We start from the raw sequence: 14,375 nt of genomic DNA on the forward strand, positions 1-14,375 counted from the left end.
CGCATGAAGCCGCCCCAAGCTGCCGCCGCCTTCACCGCGATTGCGCTTGCGCTGCTGGCGTGCGCGGCATTCAGCCAAGGCGCCAGCGCACGCACCCGCGCCACCGGCGTGGATGATGTGCAGGCGCCGCCCCCCGCGCAGGAACGCCTCGAACCCGCGCCTACCGAGTTGCCGCGGCTGGATGCGGCACCGACCGCGGCGCCTACCGTGGCACCGCGGCCGCTGCGCGACCAACCCCGCATCGTCTCGCCCCCGATCAACCGCGATTCGATAGCGCCCCGCGAAGGTGCATCGGCGGTTGCCGTTGATCGCGAACTTCGCCGCCTGACGCGCGCTGCCGAAGCACCCCGCGCCGTGGGCAGCACGGTCGCATCCGCCCAGGCCGCCTGGACGCTGGGGCTGATCTACCTGCATGGCGCGGGCGTTCGGCGCGATCCGGCGCTGGCGCAGCGTTGGTTTGAACAAGCGGCGCGCTACGGCCGCCAGCCGCTGGCCTTCGCAGGGCTGGCGTGGTGCGCACTGGATGGCTGCACCGGGCCGCCGGACGCCGCAGCAGCGGCGCGCGCCATTGAAGCGCTGCGGCCGCGCTACCCCGCGCGCGCCGATTTCCTGCAATGGGTGCTGCTCAAACGCCAAACGCCTTTGCAGATCGCCAAGCCGGGCGCCAACCAGGATCAGGTGCTGGAGCTGCCCCAGCGCCAGCTGCTTGAGCGCGCCGCCGCCGCAGGCGACATGCACGCCAATATCGAGCTGGGCATGGACGCCGTCTCGCGCGAGCAGTTCGACCAGGCCGCGCAGTACTTCCGCCGTGCGGCGCCGCATTCGCTGGCGGCCAGGCAGAACCTGGAGCAGCTGGCGCTGCGCGGCAGCAGCCCGATCCAGCCGCCCGCCTCGCCCACCCTCAGCCCCGCCGCCGCAGAGGCGCTGGCCAGCGCGCGCAAGTACCACCGCGGCCAAGGCGTGCCCGCCAACTTCGTCGAGGCGATTCGCTACTACCAGTTGGCCGCCGCGCGCGGCAGCGTGGAGGCGCAGCGCATGCTGGCGCTGATCAGCTCGCGGCCCATACCGGGCGGCGGCTTCAACCCCGCCTGGATGCAACAGCTGGCCTACGTGGACGTGGCCACCGTCATTCCCACCGTGGGCGTGCTGGGCACCACCCATCTGCTGCACCGAGAGCCGACGCCGGTGTTCGATCTGCTGCCGCCGTTCTGGCGCAGCCAAATGGCGCAGGTTTCGCGCTAGCGCGCCAGAGTGCGCGTTTCAACGCGCCGGAATCACCGTCTCGGCCGTGGGTTGAAACGCCGTGGCGCCGTCCCAATCCCAGCGCTCAACACACGCCCGCTGCCCGGCGGGCATGTCGCGGTGGCGGATCAGGTGCACGCTGTTGGGCACCCGGTCGCGCGTGCGGCGCGACACGGCTGTGCCGGTCTGCACCACCCAGGTGCCATTCAGTGGCGCTGGCAAAGGAGCAACGAACGACTGGTGCGTGTGGCCCGCCAGAAGCAGATCCGCCCCCGCCTCGGCCCAGCGCCGGCGCGCCACGCAGTGCCCGCGCACCAGGTCATTCAGGTCGTCGGCCTCGACGGCGAACAGTGGCTGGTGGGTGACGATAACTTTCAAGGCGTTGGCGTCACATCGGCCAAGCCTGTCCGCCACGCGGGCGATCTGCGCGCTGGAAAGCTCGCCGTGCTTGTGCCGCCACGGCCGCGTGGCGTTCACCCCCAGCAGGCAGACCCCGTCACCCGCCACGGTTGGCTCAAGCTGGCTGCCAAACCACCGCGCGTACGGGCCGTACGGGTCGGCCAGGCGGATGGGCAGGTTGAAAAGCGGCAAATCGTGGTTGCCGGGAATTACCAGCATGCCCGCGCGCGGATCAACGCCAGACGCCGCACACAGCTGGTTCAAAAACCGGTGCGCGGCCGCGAACTGACCGCTTCGGGCACGCTGCGTGATGTCGCCAGACACCACGATCAGCCGTGGGCGCCGATGCTCAGCCAAGGCCAGCAGGCCCTGAACCACTTCGGGCCGCTCGGTGCCGAAATGCGGGTCCGTCAGGTGCAGGATCATGCGGGGGCGTCCCCCTGCCCCGGCGCCGCGGATGGCACCAGCAAGCGCAGCGGCCGCGGCGCAGTGCGAAACACCAGCGGGGGCGGCATGCGCAGCACCTCGCCGTCCATCGCCACCTTGGCGCGGCGCGCGCCCTTGCGCGGCCGCACGACCAGTTCGTCAAAGGCAAAACTGTCCACGCCTTCCGCGCCGTCCAGCCGGCCCAGTGCCCCGCGCAGCAACAGCCACAGCGTGCGCGGGCCCGACAGGGGCTGCAGCGTGATGGCGGCCAGGCGCCCTTGTTCCACATCCGTGGCATGGCGCAGCCCCAACGCGGCCAGTTGCAGCGGGTTGTTGCCCACGAACAGCGTACGGGTGCGAATCACGCGGGTCTGGCCTTCAAAGCTCAGCTCCAGCGTCAGCACGCTGCGGCCGCGCAGCAATGTGCCAAGTCCCGACAGCAGGGCCACGACGCGGTGCCGGCCAAAGCGCCGCTTCGCCGCCTCGCGCTCCTCCAGCAGGCGCGGGTAAAGGCCTACGCTGGCGTTGACCAGGAACACACGCTCGCCCAACAACCCCACGGTGATGGGTTGTTCGCGCGCCGTCAACAAGGCGGCCACGCTGTCGTCCAGATCGGCAGGCATGCCGTGCGTGCGGCCGAAGTAGTTGAACGTGCCCTGGGGCAACACGCCCATCAGCTGATCGGCGTTCCAGACCACTTGCGCCACGGCGTTCAGCGTGCCGTCGCCGCCGGCGGCGACCACGCAGCCGTGCGCTTCGCGGGCGGCGTGCACGGCGCGCACGGCGGTGCGGGTCAGGTCGTCGTTGCCGCGCACGGCGCGTATTTCGTGCGGCTGGCCCGCGGCGTTCAGAAGCTCATGCACGCGCGCCATGGCGCGGTCGCTGTCGGCAGAGCCGGAAGCGGCGTTGAAGACGATGAACAGGGGTGGCAAGGATGAAGCCATCCAGCCACTTTAGCGGCTTGCCCGCGCCGGCCTTGTCGGTGGATGCCGTCAATTGACTGCAATGGCCTAATCAATGCCATATGGGCCTCTAGCGCCCGCCCCACCAGCGCCGGCAGCTATCAATATCAGAGCAATCGCGCAGAATGGCGCGGCGGGCTTAGGGGCATCCATCCGAGGCGTTGCCGAAAGAAGGCGCGCTCCCACAACGCGCTCGCCCTCCCACCCAAGCCAGCTACCCGCTGCTTCAGCTGCTGGCACGCAAAGCGGCGCGCAGGCCCTCGCCGATCTCTGGCCGCTCGGCAAACGGGTCGGGCGGATTGTGGATGGCCAAGATGGCGTCCATGCGCGATTGCACGTTGCCCAGCGCCTTGGGGTGGCTGAAGATGTAGAACTGGTCCGCCTCAATGGCGTCGAAGACCTTCTGCGCCACCTCGGGTGCGGTGACCTTGCCGCTGCTGACGGCCTTGCTCGTCTGCGCGTAGCTGATCTGCTGTGACGCGGTGAGCTGCTCGGCAGGCATGTCGTCGGGCCGGTTGCGCTCGCTGCGCGTGATGCCGGTGGCCACGAAGTACGGGCACAGCACGCTGGCGCTGATCTGGTGGGTGACCAGCTTCAGATCCTGGTAGAGCGTCTCGCTCAGCGCCACCACGGCGTGCTTGCTGACGTTGTAGATGCCCATGTTGGGCGGCGTCAGCAGCCCTGCCATGCTGGCGGTGTTGACGATGTGCCCTTGGTAGGCGGGGTTGCGGCGCGCCTCGGCCAGCATCATCGGGGTGAAGGCGCGAACGCCGTTGATGACGCCCCACAGGTTGACGCCCAGCACCCATTCCCAGTCTTTGACGGTGTTTTCCCAGATCAGGCCGCCCGCGCCCACGCCGGCGTTGTTGAAGACGAAGTGCGGCGCGCCAAACTCTTCATGCACGTGCTTGGCCAGCAGGTCCATCACGGCCGGCTGGCTGACGTCCACGCGGCGCGACAGCGTCTTGGCGCCCAGCGCCTGGATCTCGGCCTCGGCGGCGGCCAGCGCGTCGGGCTGGATATCGACCAGCACCACGTTCATGCCCCGGCGCGCGGCGATGCGCGCGCACTCCAGCCCAAAGCCTGAGCCGGCGCCCGTCAGCACGGCGGTCTTGCCCTTGAATTCTTTCATCGCGTGTCTCCTTGATTCGTTTCGGTGCCCAGCGCGCCGGCGTCAGGCCGGGCGGGCGCGCTGCAGGATGGCGTGGGTGTCGGCGCCGGCGCCCAGCGTGCCAAACACGTCGTGGCGGGTGGTCAGGCGCGAATCGCAGAACGCGCCCACCACCGCCGCTGGCGCGGTTTGGGCCAGCAACGCACCCTGCACCGTCAGCGCCACATCGCGCGCCAGCGATCGGGCCGTGGTTTCGGTGGCCTGTACGTCCAGCAGCGTGGGCACGGCGTCGATCATGCGGTCCAGCGCGGGATGCTGGCCGCGCGCGGGCGCCAGCTCCTGCATCAACGCGTCGGTCACGTCGCCCTTGCGCATGGCGCGCAGCACGTCCAGCGCCATGATGTTGCCCGCGCCCTCCCAGATGCTGTTGACCGGCATTTCGCGGTAGATGCGCGCCTGGATGCCCGCGCCGCCTTCTTCCACATAGCCGTTGCCGCCCAGGCATTCCATGGCTTCCTGCGCAAACAGGCTGCCGCGCTTGCAGATCCAGAACTTGGAGATGGGCGTGAGCACGCGCGAAAGCAGCTGTTCGCGCGCATCGTCTTGTTGGTCAAAAGACCTTGCAACGCGCATCGCTAGTGCGCAAGCCGCTTCGCTTTCAATAGCAAGATCGGCCAGCACGTTCTGCATCAGCGGCTGATCGGCCAGCAGCTTGCCGAAGGCCATGCGCTGGTCGGTGTGGTGAATCGCCTGGCTGAGCGCCTGGCGCATCAGGCCGCTGGTGCCCAGCGAGCAGTCGAGCCGCGTCATGGTGCCCATGGCCAGGATCTGCGGCACGCCGCGCCCTTCCTCGCCCACCAGCCAGGCGGTCGCACCGTCGAACTCGACTTCAGAGCTGGCATTGGCCTTGTTGCCCAGCTTGTCTTTCAGCCGCTGGATGCGCAGGCCATTGCGCGTGCCGTCCGGCAGGATGCGCGGCAGGAAGAAGCACGACAGCCCGCCCGGCGCCTGCGCCAGCACCAGAAACGCATCGCACATGGGTGCCGAGAAGAACCACTTGTGGCCGGTGAGGCGGTAGCGCTCGCCCCAGTCGTCGCGCCCGTCGTGTGCCGCCTGGGTGGTGTTGGCGCGCACGTCCGAGCCGCCTTGCTTCTCGGTCATGCCCATGCCCATGGTCACGCCGGGCTTGTCGCGCCAGACTTTCAGCACCGGGTCGTACGCGCGCGCCTCCAGCTTGGGCGCCCAGTCGCGGTGGATGGCCGGGTTGTCGCGCAGCGCGGGCGCCACGGCGTAGGTCATCGAGATGGGGCACAGGATGGCCGGCTCGAGTTCGGTGAACATCATGAAGGCCGCCGCGCGCTGCACGTGCGCATGGCCGCTGCCCTGCTCGGCGGCGGCGTACGGCGTGCCGTGCAGCCCGGCTTCGGTGGCTCCACGCATCAGCGCGTGGTAGCCGGGGTGAAACTCCACCTCATCGATGCGGTGGCCGTAGCGGTCATGGGTGCGCAGCTGCGGCAGGTGCGCGTTGGCCAGGCGCGCCTCGTTTTGCATGGTGGCGCTGCCAGCCAACGCGCCCACCGCCTTCAGGCGTGCCAGATCGGCACCCCGCGCGTTGAAGCGCACCGCGTCTTGCAGGGGCCGGTTGGTGTTGAACAGATTGATGTCCGCCAGTGGCAGCGGCTGGTTGAAAACCTCGTGCGTTGCACCCATTGCCATCTCCTGATGTCAGATCAGTTTGACCAACTGCTTGCCGAAATTCTTGCCCTTGAGCAAGCCCAGAAATGCCTCGGGCGCGGCCTGCAGCCCCTGCGCCACCGACTCGCGCGGCTTGAGCTTGCCCTGCGCCACCAGCGTGCCCAGCTCTTTCAGCGCCTCGGGCCAGACTTCCACGTGCTCGGAGACGATAAAGCCTTCAATAGTCAGGCGGTTGATCAGGATCAACGTGGGGTTCTGCAGCGGCAGGGGCGCGCCGTCGTAGCCCGCGATCATTCCGCACACAGCAATGCGCGCGAAGGCGTTGGTGCGCAGCAGCACGGCGTCGAGGATGTATCCGCCCACGTTCTCGAAATAGCCGTCGATGCCGTCCGGGCAGGCTTCCTTGAGCGCCTTGGACATGCTTTTCACGTCGCCGTGCACGCGGTAGTCGATGCAGGCATCGAAGTGCAGCTCTTCGACCGCGTAGCGGCATTTCTCAGGCCCGCCAGCGATGCCCACCACGCGGCAACCGCGCGCCTTGGCCAGCGCGGCGTAGGTGCTGCCCACCGCGCCACTCGCGGCACTCACCACCACCGTGCTGCCCGGCTTGGGGTTGATGATCTTGACCAAGCCGTACCACGCCGTCACGCCGGGCATGCCAACGGCGCCCAGGTAGTACGACAGCGGCACGTGCGTGGTGTCCACCTTGCGCAGCATGCCGGGCGCATCGGCGTCCACCACGCTGTATTCCTGCCAGCCGCCCATGCCGACGACCTGGTCGCCCGGCTTGAACTTGGGGCTGCGCGACTCGACCACTTCGCCCACGGTGCCGCCAATCATCACTTCGCCCAGCGCCTGGCTGGCCGCATAGCTCTTGCTTTCGTTCATGCGCCCGCGCATGTACGGGTCCAGGCTAAGGTAGTGGTGGCGCACCAGCACCTGCCCGTCGGCCAGCGCCGGCGTTTCAGAGGTGACGAGTTTGAAGTTGGACGTGGTCGCCTCGCCATCGGGGCGGTTGTCCAGAACGATTTGTCGGTTGGTGGCCATGGTTGCTCCTTTGCTCTGAATTAAATAGCTGCTTGCGCAGTTGTAGCGGGCGCTAGAGCGCTTTTCCGCTTGAAATACGGGCATGGTCAGTCGGTGGATATCCGCCCTGCCCCGCCTTGTTGCGCTGCCCTGCTCGGCACGTACTTGAAGGTGCCGGTGGCGTGCGCGCACAGTTGGCCTTGCGCGTCCAGCACCGAACCTTCGACAAACGCCATCGACCGCGTGCGGTGCAGCAGCTTGCCGTGGGCGACCAGCGCATGCGCCTCGTCGGCCGGTGCGGGGCGCACGAAGCTGGTCTTCATCTCGATCGTGACCACGCCCATGCTCGGGTCCACGCTGCGCGCGGCCGTGGCCAGGGCCACGTCCAGCAGCGTCATCACCACGCCGCCGTGCACCACGCCGTGCGAATTGCGGTGCTCAGGCCGCGGCAGCAGGTGCAACGTGGCTTCGCCCCCGTCGAAACGCTCCAGCGTCATGCCCAGGTGGTCGACAAAAGGGATGACCACCCCGAAATCAAGGCTCATGCCCGTCCCCCGGTGACAGCGCGGCGCGCTGCGACCGCCGTGCGGCGCGCAACCCCTGGGCGCATTGGCGGCACCGCGGCCATCAACCGCCCGTGATCACGCTGACGCCGCCGTCCACCGCCAGCCATTGGCCGGTGATGTGCTTGCCCGCATCGCTGGCAAACAGCAGCGTGGTGCCTTTCAAATCTTCGTCGTCGCCCAGGCGCAGCAGCGGCGCTTGCGAGGCCATCTTCTCTTCGCCCAGCTGTTCCAGCGTGCCGCGCGTCATCTTGCTCGGGAAGAAGCCCGGGCAGATGGCGTTGACGGTGATGCCGTGCTCGCCCCATTCGCACGCCAATGCACGAGTGAAGTTGATCACAGCGCCCTTGGATGTGTTGTAGGCAATCGTTTCCATGCCGCGCGGGTTGCCGCCCAGCCCGGCGATGCTGGCGATGTTGATGATGCGGCCCTGCCGGCGCGGGATCATGCTTTTCTTGGCCAGGCGCTGGCTCAGCAGGAAATAGCCCCGCACGTTCAGGTTCATCACCTTGTCCCACGCTTCAAGGGGGTGGTCTTCGGCCGGCGCGCCCCAGGCAGCGCCTGCGTTGTTGACCAAAATGTCCACGTCGCCCATGCGTTCGAGGGTTTCGTCGGCCAGGCGGTGGATGTCGGCTTCCTTGGCCGCGTCGGCGGCGATCCATCGGGCGTCGATGCCGGCCGCCTGCAGCTCGGCCATCGCGCTTTCCAGCTCGTCTTCCTTGCGTGCGCTCAGCATGACGCGCGCGCCCGCCTCGCCCAGCGCGTGGGCCATTTGCAAGCCCAGCCCGCGCGAACCGCCGGTGATCAGGGCGTTCTTGCCCTTGAGGTCAAACAGTTGTTGGATGCTGCGTGTCATAGGTCTCCTCGGTCAATCTGGGTTCAGGGGACGCGGTTGCTCAAAACGCGTCCACCGGCAGTTCGGCGCAGGTCATGTCGCGCTGCTCCACCACGCGCAGCCAGGGCTCTGCCTTGGGCAACTCATAGTGAAAGAAATAGGTGGTGGCGCCCGCCACACCTGCGGCAAGCGCTGCGTTTTCAATAGCAACGGCTTTCAGCGACAGATCCAGCCAGGTCCACGCCAGCACCATGTGGCCAAAGGCCTGCATGTACGGCACGGCGTTGGCCAGGGCCTGCGCGGGTTCACCCGTGGCCCAGGCGGCCTTGGTGACGCCGCCCACGCGCTCCAGCACCTGCGCCAGCGCGTTGGCGTGCGCGGCCAGTTCGGGCCGCTGCAGCGCCTGCTCGATGGTGGCGTTGATGCGCCCGGCCAGCAGCTTCAGGCCGCGCCCGCCTTCCATGAGCACCTTGCGGCCCAGCAGGTCCATCGCCTGGATGCCGTGCGTGCCTTCGTGGATCATGTTCAGGCGGTTGTCGCGCCAGTACTGCTCCACCGGAAAGTCGCGCGTGTAGCCGTAGCCGCCGTGGATCTGAATCGCCAGGCTGTTGGCCTCCAGGCAGTTCTCGCTGGGCCAGCTTTTGGCGATGGGCGTCAGCACTTCCAGTAGCAGGCGCGCTTCGTCGGCAGCGGCCGCATCCGCGGTGTGCTGCTCATCGACCAGCCGCGCGCAGTACAGCAGCAGCGCCAAAGAACCTTCACAGTAGCTTTTCTGCGCCAGCAGCATGCGGCGGATGTCGGCGTGTTCGATCAGCGGCACGGGCGGCGCAGCGGGGTCTTTGCCGGCGGGGCCGACCGGGCGGCCCTGGGTGCGGGTCTTGGCGTAGTCCAGCGAAGCTTCGTAGCCCGCCATGCCCAGCATGGTGGCCGCCATGCCGATGCCGATGCGCGCCTCGTTCATCATGTGGAACATGCACTTCAGGCCCTCGCCCGGCTGGCCAACGAGGTAGCCCACGGCGCCCGCTTGCCCCCCCACCGGGAACTGGCCTTCGCCAAAATTCAGCAGCGTGTTGGTGGTGCCGCGCCAGCCCACCTTGTGGTTCAGCCCGGCCAATGCCACGTCGTTGCGCACGCCGGTCAGCTGCCCTTGCGTGTCGACCAGCTTCTTGGGCACGATGAAGAGCGAAATGCCCTTCACGCCGGGCACCAGCTTGCCGTCGGCACCGGGAATCTTGGCCAGCACCAAATGAACGATGTTCTCGGTCATCTCGTGCTCGCCGGACGAGATCCACATCTTGTTGCCCTTAAGGCGGTAACGCGGGCCCAGCGGGTCGTCAGCGGATTCCAGCACGGCGCGTGTGGCGATGTCCGATAGCGAAGACCCGGCCTGCGGCTCGCTCAGGCACATGGTGCCGGCCCAGCGGCCGTTGAATTCGTTGGCGGCGAAGACCTGCTTTTGCAGATCGGTGCCGTGCGCCATCAGCAGGTTGGCGTTGCCCACGGTGAGAAGGTTGGCGCCGATGCTGATGGATGCCTTGCCAAAGAAGGCATTGGCGGTAGCTTCGACCAGGTAAGGCAGCTGCATGCCACCGTGTTCGTAGTCTTGCGCGGCGGCCAGCATGCCGGATTCGGCGTACGCCTCGCGCGCGCGGTAGGTGGCTTGCGGCAACACCACACGCAGGCTGCCATCGGCGTTCGCTTCGGTGCGCGGCTCTTCGGTGTCGACCAGGCGATTGAACGGCGCGTATTTCTCACGAGCGATTCGCTCGCAGGTGTCCAGCACCGCGTCAAAGGTTTCCCGTGAATGCTCGGCAAACCGGGGGCGCTGGGTCAGGCTTTCGGCGTTCAGCCAGTCGTTAAGCAGGAAATCAAGAAAGGGGCGCATGGGTCTTCATCGGATGTCGCTTGGCGAAGCACACTTTAGCGGCAAGCCGCGCGCGCCACTGCCGCGAAGATGACATCCGGCGCCCTGTCTGGCGCCCCAAAAAAGGCCTCATCCCGCCGCGCGGGCGGGCGAAGCGGTCTTGGCGCCGATCGGGCGCAGATCAGGGCGCGGTCAACTCAATGTCTCGAAAGCACCAGTTCTGAACGTCCGAGTCGGCGTTGGGCTGGCAGTCGTTTTCGCCCAGTTGCAGGCGGGTGGCGCCTTTGGGCAGCCGGGGAAAGGTCAGGCGCAGTGTTTTTTGCTTGCCTGGCCGAACGGTGTCGCGCCTCACGCTGCAATCGGAAACGCCGCTGAACGCCGTCTGCTGCAGCACATCACCCGTGTCCAGCGCCCGCAGCGTGAACGCGTCGGCCGCGCCTGCTGGATGCACGCACACGCCCACATCGTCGTCGCTGGTGTTCTTCAACAGCAGCGTGATGCGCGTTTCCTTCGCCAGCACCGCAATCGTTTGCAGCACGGTGTCCGGGTCATCGTCCATGGGCAGGTTGAGCTTGTACGTCTGGGCGTGGGCTGCGCCGGCGGCAGCCAGGCACATCGCGGCGCAGGCGGCGCGCAGCGATAGTTTTTTCTTGTGCGAAATCATGGGCTCTCCCTCTCTTGGTTCTGATCAATGGTCGACGCGGATCATCGCACCGTTCTATTGGGTCCCCTGGGCCTCTGGGGCTGCCAGCGCAACTGCGGGAAGCTCCCAGAAACAACGCGCCCCGCCAGGGCGCAAGGCCTTGGCGGGGCGCGCATGCCGTGGGCACGCGGGCGATACGCTTGCGCTTACAGCACTTCGAAAATGCCGGCAGCACCCATGCCGCCGCCGATGCACATGGTCACCGCCACGCGCTTGGCGCCGCGGCGCTTGCCTTCGATCAGCGCGTGACCGGTCAGGCGCTGGCCGCTCACGCCGTAGGGGTGGCCCACGGCGATGGCGCCGCCGTTCACGTTGAGCTTGTCGGCAGGAATGCCCAGCTTGTCGCGGCAATACAGCACCTGCACGGCGAAGGCTTCGTTCAGCTCCCACAAGTCGATGTCGCTGACCTTCAGGCCCAGGCGGTTCAACACCTTGGGCACGGCAAACACAGGGCCGATGCCCATCTCATCGGGCTCGCAACCGGCCACCGCAAAACCCAGGAAGCGGCCCAGGGGCTTGAGGCCCTTGCGCGCGGCTTCGTCCTCGTGCATGACCACGCAGGCGCCCGCGCCGTCCGAGAACTGGCTGGCGTTGCCCGCGGTGATCAGCCCGCCGGGCAATGCCGGGCGAATGCCGCTGATGCCTTCTTTCGTCGTGCCTTCGCGGATGCCCTCATCCTGCGTGGCCGTCACTTCCTTGGTGCGCAAGCCCATCACCGGATCGGCCACGCCCATGGTGACGGTGATCGGGGCAATCTCGGCGTCGAACAGGCCTGCCGCGCGCGCCGCCGCGGCCTTCTGCTGGCTGGCCGCGCCGTACTCGTCCATGGCGTCGCGGCCGATGTGGTAGCGCTTGGCCACCTGTTCGGCCGTTTGCAGCATGCTCCAGTAGATGGCGGGCACCTTGGCCTCGAGGGCCGGGTCTTTCATCATGTGCAGGTTCATCTCTTGCTGCACGCAGGAAATGCTCTCGACGCCGCCCGCGACGTAGGTCGTGCCTTCGCCAGCGATGATGCGTTGCGCCGCCAGGGCGATGGTCTGCAGCCCGGACGAGCAAAAGCGGTTGACGGTCATGCCCGAGACGGTGATCGGGCAGCCTGCCATCAGCGCGATCTGCCGCGCGATGTTGGCGCCGGTGGCCCCTTCGGGGTTGGCGCAGCCCATGATGACGTCTTCGACCTCGCCGGCATCAATGCCTGCGCGGGCGATGGCGTGCTGCACGGCGTGGCCACCCAGCGTGGCGCCGTGGGTCATGTTGAAGGCACCCTTCCAGCTTTTGGTCAACGGGGTGCGGGCGGTGGAAACGATAACGGCCGATGTCATTGAATACTCCTGAATTGGTAGCTGCTCACGCTTATTGGATGGGCGCTGGAGGCGTATTTAGTTAAAAGTCTTGCCTTGGGCGACCAGCTTTTTGATCAGCGGTGCCGGCTCCCAGAAGGCCGCGTCGTCGTTCGGGTTCTGCGCAAATCGCTTCATCGCCTCGGCCACGCTGAACAGGCCGACCTGGTCCGCGTACTGCATCGGGCCGCCGCGCCAGATGGGGAAGCCGTAGCCCGTCAGGTACACCATGTCGATGTCGCCCGCCTTGCTGGCAATGCCGTCTTCCAGAATGTGCGCGCCTTCGTTGACCAGCGAGAACACCAGGCGCTCAACGATTTCCTTGTCGCTGATCTTGCGCGGGGTGATGCCCAGGGCCTTGCGGTGGTCTTCGATCAGCTTGGTGACCACCTCGCTCGGGATGGCGTCGCGCTTGCCGGGCTGGTAGTCGTACCACCCTGCTCCGGTCTTCTGGCCAAAGCGGCCCAACTCGCACAGTTTGTCGGCCGTGGCGCTGTATTTCATGCCTGGCTTTTCCACGGCGCGGCGCTTGCGGATGGCCCAGCCGATGTCGTTGCCGGCCAGGTCGCCCATGCGGAACGGGCCCATGGCAAAGCCGAACTTCTCGATGGCCTTGTCGACCTGCTGCGGCGTGGCGCCTTCGTCCAGCAAAAAGCCGGCCTGACGGCTGTACTGCTCGATCATGCGGTTGCCGATGAAGCCGTCGCACACGCCCGAGACCACGGCGGTTTTCTTGATCTTCTTGGCCACGCCCATCACGGTGGCCAGCACGTCCTTGGCGGTGGCCTTGCCGCGCACCACTTCCAGCAGCTTCATGACGTTGGCCGGGCTGAAGAAGTGCATGCCGACCACGTCTTGCGGGCGCTGGGTAAAGGCGGCGATCTTGTCCACGTCCAGCGTGGAGGTGTTGGACGCCAGGATGGCGCCGGGCTTGGCCACCTTGTCCAGTTGCGTGAACACGGCTTCCTTGACGCCGAGTTCTTCAAACACCGCTTCGATGATCAGGTCGGCGTCTTTCAGGTCGTCGTAGCTCAGCGTGGTCTTGAGCAGTGCCATGCGCTGCTCGTACTTGTCCTGCTTGAGCTTGCCCTTCTTGACCTGCGCCTCGTAGTTCTTGCGGATCGTGGCCACGCCGCGGTCCAGCGCTTCCTGCTTGGTTTCCAGGATGGTGACCGGAACGCCCGCGTTCAGGAAGTTCATGGCGATGCCGCCACCCATGGTACCCGCGCCGATCACGCCCACTGTCTTCACGTCGCGTGGCTTCACGTCGCTGCCCACGTCCGGAATCTTCGAGGCTGCACGCTCGGCCATGAAGATGTGGCGCAGGGCCTTGCACTCGGGCGTCTGCATCAGGTTGACGAAGATTTCGCGCTCTTTGGCCATCCCGTCGTCAAAGCGCAGCTTGGTGGCGTATTCGACCGCGTCCACGCACTTGGCGGGCGCCGGGAAGTTCTTGGCCATACCCTTGACCATGTTGCGCGCGAACTGGAAGTACGCCTCGGCGTTGGGGTGGCTGCACGGCAGGTTGCGCACCAACGGCAGCGGCGCGCCGTCGGCGTGCTGGGCGGCCACCTTCTGCGCCAGCGATACGGCTTCGTCCAGCAGCGCTTCGGGCGTGGCGGCCAGCTGGTCGAACAGTTTCTGGCCCGGCAATCCGGCCAGCATCTCGCTGTTGATGGCTTCGCCGCTGACGATGATGTTCAGCGCGGTTTCCACGCCCAGCACACGCGGCAGGCGCTGGGTGCCACCCGCGCCAGGGATCAGCCCCAGCTTGACTTCAGGCAGCGCCACCTTCGTGCCCGGTGCGGCGATGCGGTAGTGCGCGCCCAGCGCCAGTTCCAGCCCGCCGCCCATGCAGACGGAATGGATGGCGGCCACCACCGGCTTGCGGGAATTCTCCAGCGCGGCGATGACGGAGTTGAGGTTCGGCTCGCGCATGGCGCGGCTGGCGTCGTTGAATTCGCGAATGTCCGCGCCACCCGAAAACGCCTTGCCCGCCCCGGTCAGCACGATGGCCTTGACGGCCGGATCGCCGTTGGCTTTTTCCAGCGCGTTGGTGATACCCAACCGGGTGTCGTAACCCAGGCCGTTGACCGGCGGGTTGTTCAGGGTGATGACGGCCACGTCTCCTTGGACTTTGTACTCAGCGGTCATGGATGCGTATTCCTCTGGTTGGTGCAACAAGCGAAGTGCGCCGCGCTAGCGGGGC

General features: G+C 67.0%; 12 protein-coding genes. 1 reads left to right on the forward strand and 11 read right to left on the reverse strand.

From position 1 onward, the window contains the following. The first annotated feature begins 3 nt into the window (after window positions 1-3). Window positions 4-1,242, forward strand: a complete 1,239-nt coding sequence (locus C6570_RS11790) for a tetratricopeptide repeat protein (protein ID WP_106703382.1) — start codon at window positions 4-6, stop codon at window positions 1,240-1,242. A gap of 18 nt (window positions 1,243-1,260) precedes the next feature. On the opposite strand, the gene C6570_RS11795 is transcribed toward C6570_RS11790, so the two are convergent. The 11 genes from C6570_RS11795 to C6570_RS11845 all read right to left on the reverse strand — a co-directional run bounded on the left by C6570_RS11795 (window position 1,261) and on the right by C6570_RS11845 (window position 14,320). Next, entirely contained in the window at window positions 1,261-2,067 is an 807-nt protein-coding gene (locus tag C6570_RS11795; RefSeq protein WP_106703383.1) for a metallophosphoesterase family protein, read from the reverse strand. After that, window positions 2,064-3,011, reverse strand: coding sequence for a diacylglycerol/lipid kinase family protein (locus C6570_RS11800; protein ID WP_106703384.1), 948 nt, complete (start codon window positions 3,009-3,011; stop codon window positions 2,064-2,066). The genes C6570_RS11795 and C6570_RS11800 overlap by 4 nt, the downstream gene beginning before the upstream one ends. Window positions 3,012-3,255: 244 nt before the next feature. After that, the gene (locus C6570_RS11805) at window positions 3,256-4,161 is read right to left on the reverse strand and encodes an SDR family oxidoreductase (protein ID WP_106703385.1); all 906 of its coding nucleotides are present in this window, start codon (window positions 4,159-4,161) and stop codon (window positions 3,256-3,258) included. 42 nt (window positions 4,162-4,203) lie between these two features. After that, complete coding sequence (locus tag C6570_RS11810) at window positions 4,204-5,850, reverse strand: isovaleryl-CoA dehydrogenase (protein WP_106703386.1); 1,647 nt, start codon at window positions 5,848-5,850, stop codon at window positions 4,204-4,206. A 15-nt stretch (window positions 5,851-5,865) separates the two neighbouring features. Continuing rightward, window positions 5,866-6,882, reverse strand: a complete 1,017-nt coding sequence (locus tag C6570_RS11815; protein ID WP_106703387.1) for an NADP-dependent oxidoreductase — start codon at window positions 6,880-6,882, stop codon at window positions 5,866-5,868. 86 nt (window positions 6,883-6,968) lie between these two features. Further along, window positions 6,969-7,406: a PaaI family thioesterase gene (locus tag C6570_RS11820; protein ID WP_106703388.1), complete on the reverse strand. Its 438-nt coding sequence runs from the start codon at window positions 7,404-7,406 to the stop codon at window positions 6,969-6,971. 82 nt (window positions 7,407-7,488) lie between these two features. Beyond that, window positions 7,489-8,280, reverse strand: a complete 792-nt coding sequence (locus C6570_RS11825) for an SDR family oxidoreductase (RefSeq protein ID WP_106703389.1) — start codon at window positions 8,278-8,280, stop codon at window positions 7,489-7,491. A gap of 40 nt (window positions 8,281-8,320) precedes the next feature. After that, window positions 8,321-10,144, reverse strand: a complete 1,824-nt coding sequence (locus tag C6570_RS11830; protein WP_106703390.1) for an acyl-CoA dehydrogenase — start codon at window positions 10,142-10,144, stop codon at window positions 8,321-8,323. Window positions 10,145-10,304: 160 nt separating this feature from the next. After that, the gene (locus C6570_RS11835; RefSeq protein WP_106703391.1) at window positions 10,305-10,787 is read right to left on the reverse strand and encodes a hypothetical protein; all 483 of its coding nucleotides are present in this window, start codon (window positions 10,785-10,787) and stop codon (window positions 10,305-10,307) included. Between the two features lie 185 nt (window positions 10,788-10,972). After that, on the reverse strand, window positions 10,973-12,148 hold the full coding sequence (locus tag C6570_RS11840; RefSeq protein WP_106703392.1) for an acetyl-CoA C-acyltransferase: 1,176 nt from the start codon (window positions 12,146-12,148) through the stop codon (window positions 10,973-10,975). A gap of 57 nt (window positions 12,149-12,205) precedes the next feature. Further along, window positions 12,206-14,320 (reverse strand): 3-hydroxyacyl-CoA dehydrogenase NAD-binding domain-containing protein, encoded by a 2,115-nt coding sequence (locus C6570_RS11845; protein WP_106703393.1) that lies wholly within the window; start codon window positions 14,318-14,320, stop codon window positions 12,206-12,208. Window positions 14,321-14,375 lie beyond the last annotated feature (55 nt).

The sequence above is a fragment of the Ottowia oryzae genome (genome assembly GCF_003008535.1).
Lineage (GTDB): Bacteria > Pseudomonadota > Gammaproteobacteria > Burkholderiales > Burkholderiaceae_C > Ottowia > Ottowia oryzae.